Origin of the sequence: Caenibius tardaugens NBRC 16725, assembly GCF_003860345.1 — a bacterium.
In the GTDB taxonomy this organism is placed as follows: Bacteria; Pseudomonadota; Alphaproteobacteria; order Sphingomonadales; family Sphingomonadaceae; genus Caenibius; species Caenibius tardaugens.
Map to the genome: position 1 here is coordinate 2,956,950 of NZ_CP034179.1, position 14,114 is coordinate 2,971,063.

12 protein-coding genes and 1 tRNA gene are annotated in these 14,114 nt (G+C 62.9%); 7 read left to right on the forward strand and 6 right to left on the reverse strand.

What is annotated here, in order from left to right:
• The first annotated feature begins 82 nt into the window (after positions 1–82).
• Positions 83–2,515, forward strand: a complete 2,433-nt coding sequence (locus EGO55_RS13895; protein ID WP_021688782.1) for a TonB-dependent receptor — start codon at positions 83–85, stop codon at positions 2,513–2,515.
• A gap of 99 nt (positions 2,516–2,614) precedes the next feature.
• Positions 2,615–4,039, forward strand: coding sequence for an NAD-dependent epimerase/dehydratase family protein (locus EGO55_RS13900; protein WP_021688781.1), 1,425 nt, complete (start codon positions 2,615–2,617; stop codon positions 4,037–4,039).
• A gap of 52 nt (positions 4,040–4,091) precedes the next feature.
• On the opposite strand, the gene EGO55_RS13905 is transcribed toward EGO55_RS13900, so the two are convergent.
• Together EGO55_RS13905 and EGO55_RS13910 are read right to left on the reverse strand one after the other, a co-directional pair.
• On the reverse strand, positions 4,092–5,333 hold the full coding sequence (locus tag EGO55_RS13905) for a CaiB/BaiF CoA transferase family protein (protein ID WP_021688780.1): 1,242 nt from the start codon (positions 5,331–5,333) through the stop codon (positions 4,092–4,094).
• A gap of 2 nt (positions 5,334–5,335) precedes the next feature.
• Positions 5,336–6,136, reverse strand: a complete 801-nt coding sequence (locus EGO55_RS13910) for a crotonase/enoyl-CoA hydratase family protein (RefSeq protein WP_021688779.1) — start codon at positions 6,134–6,136, stop codon at positions 5,336–5,338.
• Between the two features lie 114 nt (positions 6,137–6,250).
• On the opposite strand from EGO55_RS13910, the gene EGO55_RS13915 reads away from it, so the two are divergent.
• The 4 genes from EGO55_RS13915 (at position 6,251) to EGO55_RS13930 (ending at position 10,105) form a co-directional block, all read left to right on the forward strand.
• Positions 6,251–7,141, forward strand: coding sequence for a LysR substrate-binding domain-containing protein (locus EGO55_RS13915; RefSeq protein WP_021688778.1), 891 nt, complete (start codon positions 6,251–6,253; stop codon positions 7,139–7,141).
• Positions 7,142–7,234: 93 nt separating this feature from the next.
• Complete coding sequence (locus EGO55_RS13920) at positions 7,235–8,386, forward strand: acyl-CoA dehydrogenase family protein (protein WP_201798916.1); 1,152 nt, start codon at positions 7,235–7,237, stop codon at positions 8,384–8,386.
• Between the two features lie 16 nt (positions 8,387–8,402).
• On the forward strand, positions 8,403–9,383 hold the full coding sequence (locus EGO55_RS13925) for an acyl-CoA dehydrogenase family protein (protein WP_021688776.1): 981 nt from the start codon (positions 8,403–8,405) through the stop codon (positions 9,381–9,383).
• Between the two features lie 77 nt (positions 9,384–9,460).
• Positions 9,461–10,105 (forward strand): TetR/AcrR family transcriptional regulator, encoded by a 645-nt coding sequence (locus EGO55_RS13930; RefSeq protein WP_021688775.1) that lies wholly within the window; start codon positions 9,461–9,463, stop codon positions 10,103–10,105.
• A 36-nt stretch (positions 10,106–10,141) separates the two neighbouring features.
• On the opposite strand, the gene EGO55_RS13935 is transcribed toward EGO55_RS13930, so the two are convergent.
• The 4 genes from EGO55_RS13935 to EGO55_RS13950 all read right to left on the reverse strand — a co-directional run bounded on the left by EGO55_RS13935 (position 10,142) and on the right by EGO55_RS13950 (position 13,675).
• A tRNA-Thr gene (locus tag EGO55_RS13935) sits at positions 10,142–10,217 on the reverse strand.
• Positions 10,218–10,251: 34 nt separating this feature from the next.
• Positions 10,252–11,139 (reverse strand): hypothetical protein, encoded by an 888-nt coding sequence (locus EGO55_RS13940; protein WP_021688774.1) that lies wholly within the window; start codon positions 11,137–11,139, stop codon positions 10,252–10,254.
• A gap of 7 nt (positions 11,140–11,146) precedes the next feature.
• The gene (locus EGO55_RS13945) at positions 11,147–12,463 is read right to left on the reverse strand and encodes a replication-associated recombination protein A (protein ID WP_021688773.1); all 1,317 of its coding nucleotides are present in this window, start codon (positions 12,461–12,463) and stop codon (positions 11,147–11,149) included.
• Between the two features lie 54 nt (positions 12,464–12,517).
• Positions 12,518–13,675: a glycosyltransferase family 4 protein gene (locus tag EGO55_RS13950; protein ID WP_210766537.1), complete on the reverse strand. Its 1,158-nt coding sequence runs from the start codon at positions 13,673–13,675 to the stop codon at positions 12,518–12,520.
• Positions 13,676–13,863: 188 nt separating this feature from the next.
• On the opposite strand from EGO55_RS13950, the gene EGO55_RS13955 reads away from it, so the two are divergent.
• Positions 13,864–14,073, forward strand: a complete 210-nt coding sequence (locus EGO55_RS13955; protein ID WP_021688771.1) for a dodecin — start codon at positions 13,864–13,866, stop codon at positions 14,071–14,073.
• Positions 14,074–14,114: the final 41 nt, after the last annotated feature.

A 14,114-nucleotide genomic window follows, 5' to 3' on the forward strand; every position in this document is an offset into this window, starting at 1 on the left:
CGGGCCGATCCGTCTTTATATTTCGAACGTAAGCGTTCTAATAAACGCAATGAAAAAATCGACTGACAGGAGAGGAATCTTGATGGCAAACAATGTCCTTTTGCGTGCGTGGCTGTTGTGCGGCAGCGCATCGGTGCTCGCCATGCCCAACATTGGTCATGCTCAGGCGGAGAGCGGTGCCAGCCAGACCAGCGAGATTATCGTGACGGCCACCCGCCGCGCGGAATCGCTGCAGGACGTGCCGATGACGGTCAACGTGGCGACCGGCGAACAGATGGCAAAGCTGAATATCCTCGATGTTTCCGGCATTCAGCAGCTGGCGCCAGGCCTTGAACTGACCAATACAACCGGTCGCAACAACGCAACCACGCTGCGCGGGGTGTCGTTCGACCCGGATCAGGGTACCGGCCCGTCGGTGCGCGTCTATTTCAACGAAGCCCCGGTCGATGCGCAAACGGTTTACACCGCCCTGTATGATATTCAGCAGATCGAAGTGCTGCGCGGGCCGCAGGGCTTGCTGCGCGGGCTTTCGGCACCGGCCGGATCGATCACGATTACCAGCCGCCGCCCGAGCTTCGATGCGGTCGAGGGCAATATTCAGGGCACCGCCACGCTGCGCGATGGCTATAACCTGCAAGGCGGCGTCTCCGTGCCACTGTCGGACAAGCTGGCATTTCGCGTTGCCGGGCTGATCGATGGCAATCGTCTCAACCATGTGCGCAATGTCAATCGCGATGACCAGTATTCGCGCAGCCGCACGGAAAGCGTGCGCGCCACGCTCGGCTTCCGGCCCAGCGACAATTTCACCGCTTACCTCAGCTACCAGTATCTCCATGCGAAGAACCGCCAGTATTGGCAGGCGATCGGTGAGGGCGGGCATCCGGGGTATATCGCGGGTTGCGTTTTTGATGCTGCGGCTTGCGGCGGCAATCTTCTGGTCCCCGACACCAGCGTATCCTCGGGCCCGCCGCTGGACGTGCGGGATCGCCGTTCGGTGACCGAAGGCTTGTTCCAGCGCGACAACAAGAGCCACCTCGTCAATCTCAATCTCGACTGGGATCTGGGCGCGGTCACGCTTTCGGCGGTTGGGGCCTATCAGCATTCCACGCTGACCAGCCACTACGACCTCGATTACGGCAATGCCGTGCCCGATTATATCGGCGCGTCTTATGTCAAAACGCCTTACAAGGTGTGGACGGGCGAACTGCGTCTGACGTCCAACAATACCGAAGGTTTCGGATGGGGCGTGGGCGCGTTCTATACCAAGCAGACCGGCACCACGCTCTTCAACCAGCGGAACGACAATTTCCTGTTCCCGGTATCGATCGGCAGCATGGCGCAAACAGGCCTGGGTGTTCCGCCCTATTTGCCGATCAGCACGTCGGTGACCGTTCCCGTGGATACGGATACGCTCTCCTTCAGTGGCAACCTGCGGTACGCGGCGGGGCCGTTCAAGATCGAAGGCGGACTGCGCTATTCGATCATGAAATCGACCCAGACAACGCAAATGGGCCTGACCATGGGGCCCAATTTCCTCGCGCCCGGCTTTGCAACACAGATTGTCATTCCGCCTTACGAGATTGTCCCGCCGCATCTGCAAAAGCACAAGAGCAAGCCGCTCACCGGCGGGATCAACGTTACCTATGAAATCAGCCCTGCGGCCACGGTCTATGCGGCCTATGGCCGGGCCTTCCGCCAGGGCAGCACGGGTGTTTCCACCCCTGCGGGCATTACCGACGATCTGATTGCCACGAAGAACGAGAAGACCGATTCCTACGAAATCGGGCTGAAAGGCACGTTCGGGGAGCGTCGCTGGAACTATTCCGTTTCGGCCTATTACCAGAAGATCCAGAACTTCCTCAGCCGCTTTAACGATATCTATTGGGAATCGGCCGGTGACAGCCGCCATCAGGGCATTTTCCAGTTCAACTATAATGGCGATGCCGAAGTCAAAGGGATCGAGGCGGAGCTGAGCGGCCGGGTCACCAACGACTGGGATCTCGCGGTCAACGCCTCCTATGCCCATGCGCGCTACAAAAAGGCGATGCTGCCATGCAACGACTTTGACGGTTCGGGCGTCCCCAATCAGAACGGTCCATCGACAGTGCAGGGCACCGGCAATGTGAGCTATTGCGCGTCCAACGGACGACTGGCCGAAGTGCCGGACTTCTCGATGTCGGCAAACACCGAACTGCGTTTCCCGATGGGCAATGTGGTGCCGTTCGTGCGCGGCCTGGTCAGCTACCGTCCGGGCTTCACCTCGCAGAAGGTCGATTACAAGTATCGCAGCCAGACCTTGGTCAATCTCTATGCCGGTGTGCGTAGCGGGGAAACCGGTTGGGAAGTCGCGTTGTTCGTCAAGAACGTGCTCAATCAGCAGCGGATATCGAACATCGGACTGGGCAATTTCGTTCAGGCGACGTCGGGGCCGTTGGGCGACTACAATTCCGGCTATCGCCTCGTCACGGTAACCAACCCGCGTGAGGCAGGGATTACCGCCAGCTACAAATTCTGATCCTGACGGAAGGAAAACTCTCCATCCCTCCGCGGATCCGGGTAAACTGCATGCCGCCGTACGCAACGTACGGCGGCGTTTTTTTGGGCGGGGGCGATAATGGACAAAAAGGTGATTTTCCTCACCGGCGCGACGGGCAACATGGGTGGGGCCACGCTGCACGAACTGATGCAGCGCACGGACCGCTTCCATGTGCGGGCGCTGGTCCGGCCTGAGGAGAAGGGGCACCCGATCCTGCGCCGTTATGCGGGGAATCCCGCGTTCGAGGTGATCTGGGGCGATCTCACCGTCTACGGCGATGTTCTGAAAGGCGTCACCGGCGCGGATCAGGTGCTGCATATCGGGGGCATGGTTTCGCCTTTCGCCGATCGCTATCCCGAATTGACCATGCAGGTGAATGTGGGCGGCGCCCGCAATATCGTGGATGCGATCAGGGCGCAGGCGGAACCGGACAGGATCGCGCTGGTCTATATCGGTACGGTGGCGCAGACGGGGGATCGCAATGCGCCGATCCATTGGGGCCGCACGGGCGATCCGATCAAGATCAGTGCCTTCGATCACTATGCGGTCAGCAAGACCATGGCCGAAGCGATCGTGGCGGAATCCGGCCTCGCGCGTTGGGTCTCGCTGCGCCAGACGGGCATGTTGCATACCAATATGTGGAAGATTCACGATCCGATCGTGTTCCACAATCCCTGGAACGGCGTGTTCGAATGGATCACTGTGGGGGATTCGGGGCGACTGGCCGCGAACCTCTGCGAAGACACGGTGCCGGACGCGGTGTGGCGCGGCTTCTACAATATCGGCGGTGGCGAGAGGATGCGCACGACCACGCATGAATTCGCCGCAGGCGCGGCGCGGGCATTGGGGGCGAAGGATTTTCGCGACATGCAATTGCCCCACTGGTCGGCCACCCGCAACTTCCACGGGCAATGGTACAGCGATTCCGACCGGCTGGAGGCACTGGTCCCCTATCGCCGCGAAACGCTGGACGATTTCTTCACCGCACTGTCGCGTTCGGTACCGTTCTATGTGAAGCTGGGCGCGCGGTTTGCCGGAAAGGCGGGGCGCCAGCGGATGCAGAAGCTGGCCGAAGGGCCGGGCGGCACACTGAACTGGATCGCCAGCAATGACGAGGCGCATATCCGTCCGTTCTTCGGTTCGCGGGCGGCGTGGGAAGCCCTGCCGCGAACCTGGGATGCCTTCCCGCTGGAGCAGCCGTCACGCGATCCGTCCTACCTCGATCATGGCTACGATACGGCACAGCACGAAGATCACTGGACACGGGCGGACCTCGGGGCCGCAGCCGCGTTTCGCGGTGCGCAGATTCTCAGCGACGGGGAAATCGCGGCGGGCGAACAGGCGCACTGGCGCTGCGGCGCCGGGCATGAATTTGCGATGACCCCGCGCCTGATGTTGCGGGGCGGGCACTGGTGCCCCACCTGCATGGTCGACCCATCGACATACGATGCGGCGGCGAAGGCCAATCCGTTCTTCGCCCAAGTCTGGCAAAACGGACACTGACGGTGCCCGGCACGGCCCGCCCCGTGGCGGGCCCGTGTGCATTCACCCGGCCCTAGAGGCTGTCCGCGATAATCCCGGCCGCCATCAGACGCGCGATTTCCGCTTCGTCCAGCCCCAGTGCCTCGCCCAGCACGGCGGCGGTATCTTCGCCGCAGCGGGGCGGGGCCTTGCGATAGGTGGCCGGGGTGCGCGACAGTTTGCCGGGAAACCCGATCACTTTGACCGGCGTGCCGTCGGACCGCTGCATATCGTGTACCAGCCCGCGATGGGCGATCTGGGGATCGGCGAGAATTTCCGGGATTTCGTTGACTTTGCCGCCGGGCAGTTTCGCCTTTTCCATCGCCGTGATGAGATCGGCCGATTGCCATGCGGCGATGGTTTCCTGCATCGCCGGGATCAGCACGCCGCGATGGGTGCTGCGCCCGCCATTGGAGGCAAAGCGTGGGTCCCCTGCCAGATCGTCGCGACCGATCAGCGCGCAGAACGCGCGGAACTGGCGATCGTTGCCCAGCGCCACCAGCACATCGCCATCGGCACAAGAAAAGTCCTGATAGGGCACGGTGTTGGGATGGGCATTGCCCAGCCGGCGCGGGATCATGCCGCCGTTGAGGTAATTCGACGCCTGATTGACCAGCAGCGCAACCTGCCCGTCCAGCAGCGCGCAATCGATGTACTGGCCTTCGCCTGTGGCATTGCGGTGGTTCAACGCGGCGAGGATCGAAATCGTGGCATAGAGCCCGGTAACCAGATCGCTGATCGGCACGCCGACCTTGGTCGGCCCGCCGCCCGGTTCCCCGTCGGGATGGCCGGTCACGCTCATCAGTCCGCTCATCCCCTGAATCAGGAAATCGTAGCCCCCGCGATCCTTGTAGGGGCCATCCTGACCGAACCCGGTGATCGAACAATAGATGACATCGGGGCAGATCGCGCGCAGCGAGTCATAATCCAGCCCGTATTTGACCAGCCCGCCCACGCGGAAGTTTTCCAGCACGATATCGGCCTGTGCTGCCAGCTTGCGGATCAGCGCGGCGCCTTCCGGCTCCGCCATGTTGATCGCGATCGATTGCTTGTTGCGATTGGTGCAGAGGTAATAGGCGGCGTCGTTCGACCCATCTTCGAGAAACGGCGGGCCCCAGCGGCGGGTGTCGTCCCCTTGCCCCGGTTGTTCGACCTTGATCACATTCGCGCCCAGATCGCCCAACATCTGCGAAGACCATGGCCCGGCCAGCACGCGCGAGAGGTCAAGTACGGTCAACCCGGCAAGTGGGCCGGCGGATTGTACGGTTTCAGACACGATCAGCGTCCTGTGAAATGCGGTTCACGCTTGTCGAGAAAGGCTTCGATCGCTTCGTGATGATCATCGGTGTGGTGCGACAGCGCCTGATAGGCGGCGGCCATTTCCAGCAGCGAGCCCAGTTGCATGTGCTGCCCTTCACGCATCAGGCGCTTGGCCATGCGGGTGGCGTGGCCGGGGTTGGTGGCGATGCTGTCTGCGATTTCGCGCGCCCGGTCGAGCAGTTGTTCACCCGGCACGACTTCGCTGACCAGCCCGTATTCGAGCGCCTTGGCGGCATCGATGGTATCGCCGGTCAGCGTCATCTGGCTGGCGCGTGCCATGCCGATCACCCGGGGCAGGAGCCACGCACCGCCGCCGCCGGGAATGATGCCCAGCTTTACATAGCTTTCGGCCATGACCGCCCGGTCAGATGCGATACGGATGTCGCACATACAGGTAATGTCGAGCCCGAGGCCGATGGCCGGGCCATTGATCGCCGCGATGATCGGCACTTCCAGCGCGATCAGGGCATTGCCGATCATCTGCACGCTGGTGCGGTAATAATTGCGCTGTTCATAGGGTGTGCCCGCGAACATGCCTTCCTTGTCGCGCATGTTCTTGACGTTGCCGCCCGAACAGAAGGCCTTGCCCGCACCTGTCAGAATAATGGCCCGAATGGACAGATCGCGTGTCGCCTGCGCGCAAAAATCGGCAAATTCCTCGCTCTGCGACCGTTCGGTGATCGCGTTGCGATCATCCGGGCGATTGAGGGTTACGGTAACAACCGCGTCATCGCGCGTGATTTTCAGGAAGGGTTCCATGTGCGGGCCATCTCCAAATGCCGGGTGCTCCCGGGTCTGTTGTGGGTTGTGCTAGGCCGTTCCGGGCTTCTCTGCTAATATTGAATGTGTCAAAATCGATAGCTTTTGTATATCATGGAACTACGACAACTTCGCTATTTCTCCGTTCTCGCTGAAACGCTGAATTTTCACCGCGCGGCGGAACGGCTGAATATATCGCAGCCGCCGCTGACCGTGGCCATCCGTAAACTGGAAGCGGAACTGGGCGTGCCGTTGTTCGAACGCGGCGCGCGCGGGGTGCGGTTGACCGCTGCGGGGCGGGCGGCGCTTGAACCGGCGCGCGAGGCTTTGGCACAGGCGCAGCGGGTAAAAGATGCCGTGACGCAAGGGGGCAGGGGGGAACTGGGCCGGTTGCGTATCGGTTTTGTCGGATCGGCGATCAGCGAACGCCTGCCGAAAATCATTTCCGCCTATCGCGAACGCTATCCCCGCGTCGAACTGCAACTGGAGGAAGCAACCAGTGCCGAAATCGCCGATGCGATCGAGGAGCGCAAGTTGGACGCAGGGCTGGTCCGTTTGCCAATCATGCGCCGGGTGGGGTTGGAAACGCAGGTGATCGAGCATGACCATCTGGTCGTTGCCGTGGGCCCCGATCATGCCGTGGCCCGCCGCAAATCCATCGCTCTGGCGGAACTGGCCGAACTGCCCTTCATCATTCACGGTCCGATCAGCATTCTGCATATCACCATCATTCTGGCATGCCAGAAGGCTGGTTTCACCCCGCGCGTGGCGCAGGAAGCGACACAAGTGCAAACCGTTCTTGGGCTGGTGCAATCGGGGCTGGGGGTGGGGCTGGTGCCTGCCCGCATGGCGCGTTTTGCACCGGAAGGTGTACGGTTGATGCCCCTGACAGAGCCGATTGCGGTGGAAATGGGCATTGCCTGGCGCCCGAATGCGGAACCGCTGGTGCGCAATTTCGTGGCGGTGGCCTGTGAACAAGGTGATATTCAATCGGTATCGGAATGATGGAAATAAATATTTGAACAATCACGCCAGCCTGTTCCATCTGCGCCACGACGGCGGCAGCGGTGCAGCCGGGACAACAGCAGGGAATTGATTGTGTTCGATACGCTTGCACTTGCCAGCCTGCCTGATGAAGACGAGGCGCTGCGCCCGAAAATCCGCGCCGTTGTGCAACAGGCCATTGCCGACATGCCCGTGGAAAGCCGCGCCAAAAGCTGGCTCGGGTTCGACGCGGCATTCAGCCGTCTGCTGGGGCAGGAAGGGTTTCTCGGGCTCAATCTGCCGAAAAGCTATGGCGGGCAGGAGCGGGGGCCTTTCGCGCGTTTCGTTGTGGTGGAAGAACTCCTGGCGGCCGGTGCCCCGGTCGCGGCGCACTGGATCGCTGACCGGCAGAGCGCGCCGCTGATCCTCAAGTTCGGGACCGAGGCGCAACGGGAATTCTATATCCCGCGCGTCTGCCGGGGTGAGGCGTTCTTCTGCATCGGGATGAGCGAACCCGGCGCGGGGTCCGATCTGGCCAGCGTGCGCACCCGCGCCGAACGGACCGACAAGGGCTGGCTGGTTAACGGCCAGAAGATCTGGACAACCAATTCGCTGCATTCCGATTACATGATCGCGCTGTTGCGCACTTCGGGCAAACCGGAAGATCGCCATGCGGGGCTGTCGCAGCTGATCATCGATCTGAAAGCGCCCGGGGTCACGATCCGTCCGATCGTCGACCTGACCGGGGATGCCCATTTTGCCGAAATCTTCTTCGAAAACGTCGAGCTTGGGGCCGATGCCCTGATCGGCAACGAAGGCGACGGGTGGAAGCAGGTGACGGCCGAACTGGCCTTCGAACGCAGCGGGCCGGAACGCATCTATTCCAGCGTGGTCCTGCTCGACGCCTGGGTGCGGCACTTGCAGGCGGTGGGGCGCGATGACGATGCAACACTGGCGATGGTCGGCGGCTATACCGCGCGCCTCGCCACCTTGCGGGCCATGTCGATCGCGTGCACCGCGCGGCTGGCGCTGGGCGAAAGCCCGGTGGTGGAAGCCTCGCTGGTGAAGGATCTCGGCACCAGTCTTGAACAGGAACTGCCGATTGCGATTGGCGACGATCTTGGCGGGCACCCGGACGAGCCGGTCGATGCCGGGCTCTATCGCGCGCTGCTGTATGTCACGCAGATCGCGCCGAGCTTCTCGTTGCGCGGGGGAACGCGTGAAATCCTGCGCGGGATTATCGCCCGTGGCATGGGCCTGCGTTGAGAAGGGGGACGAAAAAATGGATCGCAATGAACTGCTCGAACCCTTCGACAAGATGCTGGAGGCGCTTTCCACCCCGGCACAGGTGCGCGCCATAGAAGGCGGTGCGCCTTACGCCCCGTTGTGGGAAGAACTGGTGCAATCGGGGTTCCTTGATGCGCTCGTGCCCGAGCACGCGGGCGGTGCCGGGTTGGCGCTGGCCGATGTCGGGCCGTTGTTGCAGGCGCTGGGCCGCCATGCGGTGCCGCTGCCGGTGGGCGAAACGATGCTTGCGCGGTATCTGTTGGCCGCTGCCGGGCAGGCATGGCCGGAAGGGCCGATTGCCTTTGCCGTGGCGCGCGCCGGGCAGGATACGGTCGTGCCATCAGGCCTCGTGGCCAGCCATGTGCTGCTCGAATGCGATGGTGCCCTCGTGCTGGCCGATGCGGGATCGGGCAATCCGCAGCCGACCGGGGTCAACGGCAGTCTGGCGGCGCGTATGCGCTGGGACGCTGTACCCGCCGGAACCGTGCTTCCCGCGATTACCGGGGGGCTGCGCGCCGTTGCGGCGCTCGTTCGGGCAACAGGCATGGCCGGCGCGGCAGAGCGGTTGCTGGAAATGACCACGGCCTATGCCAACGAACGGGTGCAGTTTGGCAAACCGATCGGGCGGCAACAGGCGCTGCAACAGAATCTCGCGGTGATGGCCGAAGATGTGGTGGCTTCCCGTCTCGCTGCGCAACTCGGTTGCGCAGGCGGGGTGGTGGCGTCGCTGGCGGCCGTCGCCACGGCGAAATCGGTGACGAGCGCGGTGGCGGGGCGTATCGCGGCGACCGCCCATGCGGTGCATGGCGCAATCGGTATCAGCGAGGAATACGATCTGCAGCTCTATGTGCGCAGGCTCTACGAATGGCGCCTTGCTGACGGTTCCGAAAGCTACTGGAACCGGTTGCTGGGCAAGGCGCGGCTGGCCAGTGCGGATACCTCGATCGACTGGGTGCGCGCGCAGCTGTTTGCCTGACGGGCGGGCGCCTTTCGCTCGCAGACGGGGAACGCGCCCTATTGTCCCTGGTGCGCAGGTCTGTAGAAGACTGGGCCATGGCTACAACGAACGTCGCATTGCAACCAAAAAGGGGGCGCCCCAGCCTCGCGCGGGCCAGCGCTATCGATCGGGTCATTCTCGAACGTGCACGGGACATGTTCTTTGCCGATGGCTTCGATGCCGTGGCGATGGAACAGGTGGCTGCGGCCGTCGGAATTTCCAAGGGTACGCTCTATGCGCGCCATGCGTCCAAGGAGGCCCTGTTTACTGCGGTCACCCTGGATATGATCGCGCAGCATTCCACCGAAGCAGCCCGGTTCGATCACCTGCTCACCGATGACATCGAACAGCGGCTGCGCCATCACGCCCGCATGATGGTCAATTCGCTGGTGCAACCCGATGTCCGATCCTTCCAGCGGGCGCTATCCACGGTTCAGCATCGCTTCCCCGATCTGGCGGCATCGATTTCCGAAGTTGGTTATCGCTACATGGTGCGCATCATGCGCGACGATATCATCGCTGCCGCCGCGCGCGACGATATCCCCGTGCGCGATGCCGAAGGAGTGGCGCTGATGATCGTCTCGGCGATTGGCGGCTATCAGCTTTACGAAACATCCACGGGCAAACTGACCCACGAAGAACTGCAGGCCCACGCCGAACGAACAATCGACATCGCGATGGCGGCCCGATCAAGCTGGTAAGCCTGTTTCGATAGGGCCGGTGCGTGCGTGGGGATATGGTGCCGGCTACAGGATTCGAACCCGTGGCCCCCTGATTACAAATCAGGTGCTCTACCAACTGAGCTAAGCCGGCCCATGCGCATGGCTGCGTGCTGGGGCTCCTTGCTTCAAATGGCGCCGAACGTCCAGCCCTCTGTGCGTGCAATTTTATCGGTCAGCGCATTTGGTGCCCACAATTCCTCCCGCGTGGCTGCGCGGCGGAGCCAGGTGGCGGTCAGCAGGGCGTCGGTGGTGTGATCGCTTAACGGAACGCGGGCGTGGAAAGGCGGGCTGTCGAAGGCCGCCAGTGCCGCGTTGAGGTCCGCGCGGGTGCGCATCTTGGTGCGGCCCGATGATCGCCCGGCCTCGATCGCGGCGAGGGAGGTGTAGATTTCGACAATGGCCGATCCCGTGGCGGGCAGGGGATCGATTGGCCAGACTGGCAATGTGCCACCCAGCCGATGAAGCACGCGCATGCCGGTAAGGCTCGATTTCCCGACTTGCGCTGCGCCTACCAGATTGAAATTGCTGTAGGGTTTGCAGCCGACCAGTTGTTGGGCGTGTTCGGTCACGCGGAATCGGCCGCGCCCGCCAGGCTGGCCATTGGCGCCAAACCGTTCACCCTCTCGTCCGCCATGACGCCGGAAATAGCGGCTCGCCTCGGGGTGATCGACGAAGGCCGTGGCGCCCAGATGGGGATCGGTGGCGCAGATCGTGTCGATCATGGCCCAAAGCGTGCGGGCATCGGGCGGGCTTGCGTCCCATGCGGGGAAAAAGGCCCCGGAATCGGCGAACGGCAGCGAGATGCCGAGATCGAGGCCTACAAGCGTATCCTCCGGCAAGGCATCCACCAGCCATGCGAGCACATCGGCGCGTGACCATCTGTGGCCGGCGCGAATCAGGCGCGGCGCATCGCCCTCCGGCCCGCAGAGCGCGACCGCGATACCCGCCTGCCGTTCCCCTGCCGCGCCCGACCAATCCACGGCGGCAAAATGGCGAAAGCGACCTGCCTGCATCGATGTTTCAGCCGTTGCGCTTGTCGCGCAGCTTGTTCCAGTATGCGATGCGTTCGATCACTTGCCGTTCGAAGCCGCGTTCCACGGGTTCATAATAGCTTTGCGGCGCCATGCCTTCGGGCCAGTAATTGTCCCCCGAAAAGCCCGTGTCGTCATTGTGGTCGTAGCTGTAGCCCGCGCCATAGCCGATATCTTTCATCAGCTTTGTCGGCGCATTGAGGATATTGGCGGGGGGCATCAGGCTGCCGGTTTCCTTTGCGCTGGCCCAGGCGGCTTTCTGCGCTTTGTAGGCGGCGTTGGATTTCGGCGCGGTCGCACAATAGAGGCAGGCCTGCACGATGGCGAGTTCGCCTTCGGGGCTGCCGAGAAATTCGTAGGTGTCTTTCGCCGCAAGGCATTGGATCAGCGCCTGCGGATCGGCAAGGCCGATATCCTCGCTGGCGAAGCGGGTCAGGCGGCGCAGGACATAGAGCGGCTCTTCCCCGGCGGTGAGCATCCGCGCGAGATAGTAGAGCGCGGCCTGCGGGTCGGACCCGCGCAGGCTTTTGTGCAGCGCGGAAATCAGATTGTAGTGCCCGTCGCGATCCTTGTCGTAAACCGCAACGCGCCGTTGCAGGAACTTGCCCAGCCCGGCGGGGTCGAGCGGTTCGGGAATGCGCGCGGCATAAAGCGTTTCCGCCTGATTGAGCAGGAATCGCCCGTCGCCATCGGCCGAGGCGACCAGCGCCTCGCGTGCGTCCGCCGTGAGGGGGAGCGGGCCTTCGAGTTCTTCCGCGCGCGTGAGCAGGACGGCAAGCGCGGCGGCATCAAGCCGGTGCAGGATCAGCACTTGTGCGCGGCTGAGCAGGGCGGCGTTGAGCGCAAAGCTGGGATTTTCGGTCGTCGCGCCCACCAGTGTCACAGTGCCGCGTTCGACAAAGGGCAGGAAACCATCCTGTTGCGCGCGGTTGAAACGATGGATTTCATCCACGAACAGCAAGGTGCGTTGGCCCGCGCGTGCCGCCACATCGGCTTCGGCAAACGCCTTCTTCAGATCGGCGACGCCCGAAAAAACCGCGCTGACTGCCGTGAAACGCATGCCCACCGCATCGGCGAGAAGACGGGCGATGCTGGTCTTGCCGGTGCCCGGCGGGCCCCAGAGTATCATGCTCGACAGCCGCCCGGCTGCCACCATGCGGCCGATCGCGCCTTCGGGGCCGGTCAGATGTTCCTGCCCGATGATTTCGGGCAGGTTCTGCGGGCGCAGGCGATCGGCCAGCGGGGCATCCTCACGCGGGGTTTCTGGTGCGGTTGCGGGCAATTCATCGGCAAAAAGATCGGCCATCGGCCTATGCTAGACCAATCCTCGCCGTATTGCATCGCCGATCAGTGGGACCTGTCAGTTGTTGGGGGATTTCTGCCGGACAAGGCGGAGATAGGTTTCCGCGACCGTGTGATTGATGCGATCCCAGTCGAATTCCTGGCTGCGCGTTTCGCCCGCTTGCCCATGGGCGCGGCGCAGTTCCGGGTTTTCGATATAGGTGCGCAGTGCTTCGGCGAAATTATGGATGGCACCGGGCCGGATCAGCCGTCCAGACACGCTGTCGGCCACCAGGCTTTCGCTGCCCGTTGCCGCAGCGGCAACCACGGGAAGGCCGCATGCCATGGCTTCCAGTGTGACATTGCCGAAGGTTTCGGTGACGGACGGGTTGAACAGCACATCCATGCTGGCGACCGCGCGGCCGAGATCGGCGCCGCTCTGGAACCCGGCAAAGGCTGTGCCCGGCAGACGGTTTTCCAGCCAGCCCCGTGCCGGACCGTCGCCGACGATGAGGATCTTGTGCGGCACATTGGCCCGCCGCAGTTCGTCCATCGTGTCGGAAAAGACGTCCAGCCCCTTTTCCATGACCAGACGGCCGAGAAAGCCGATAACCACATCGTTATCGGCAATGCCGAAGGACTGACGCCAGGCGGAATCGCGCTTGGCGGGTTGGAAGATGTCGCGATCCACCCCACGGGACCAGATCGAGATGTCAAAGCCCATGCGCTGTTCGCGCAGAACCTGCGCCATGCTTTCCGAAGGGGCGACAACGGCGTCGCAGCGGCGATAGAAGCGGCGCATGATCGCTTCGAGCAGTGGTTCGGTGAAGCCAAGCCCGTAGTACCGCATGTAGGTTTCGAACCGGGTGTGGACGGAGGCAAGGATGGGAATGCCGCGTTGGCGCGCCCAGCCGACCGCGCGGTGCGCCGTTACGTCGGGTGAGGAGACATGCAGGACATTGGGGGCGAAGGCTTCGAGATCGCGCCGCGCGGCGTTCGAAAGACCGAGCGGGAAGCGGTATTCCTTGCGCCGGGGAATAGCCATCGAGGGGATGCCGATCAGCGTGCCTGTGGCCTCGAATGCCGGGTTTTCCACCACCGGCGCATAGACGCGCACCTGCGCACCCTGACGCAGCAGGTAATCGACCAATCGGTTAAGCGCCTGGTTCGCCCCATCGCGGACATAGTTGTAGTTTCCGCTGAACAGGGCAATCCGGAGTTGGGAAATCTCTGTCACGATCTGGCCCATAGTCGCGCAATTGCCGCTTGGCGAGGGGCTAGCGGTATCGGGCTGGGGACGAAAAAGCACGGCCGGGCTTCTCTGGCTGGTTCGGTTGGCACGGCATCGGGCATTACCTCTTGTGAGGCAGCCTGTCGCGGGTTAGCCTCCTGCGTGGACGGGGAGAACCGGCAGAGGAGCCTGCAATGGAACACCACGTCTTCAAACTGCTCGAAATCGTAGGGACGTCAGGCGAGGGCATCGACGGTGCGGTCAAGGCCGCACTGGCGCGGGCCCGCGAAACGGTGCGCCATGTGCGCTGGTTTGAAGTGACGGCAGCGCGCGGGTTCGTGCACGACAGTGGCGAAATCGAATATCAGGTTACGCTGAAAATCGGCTTCGCGATCGACGATTAGGCGCGCCTGCGCCGCAACACCGGGGCGACAGGCGCTGTCCG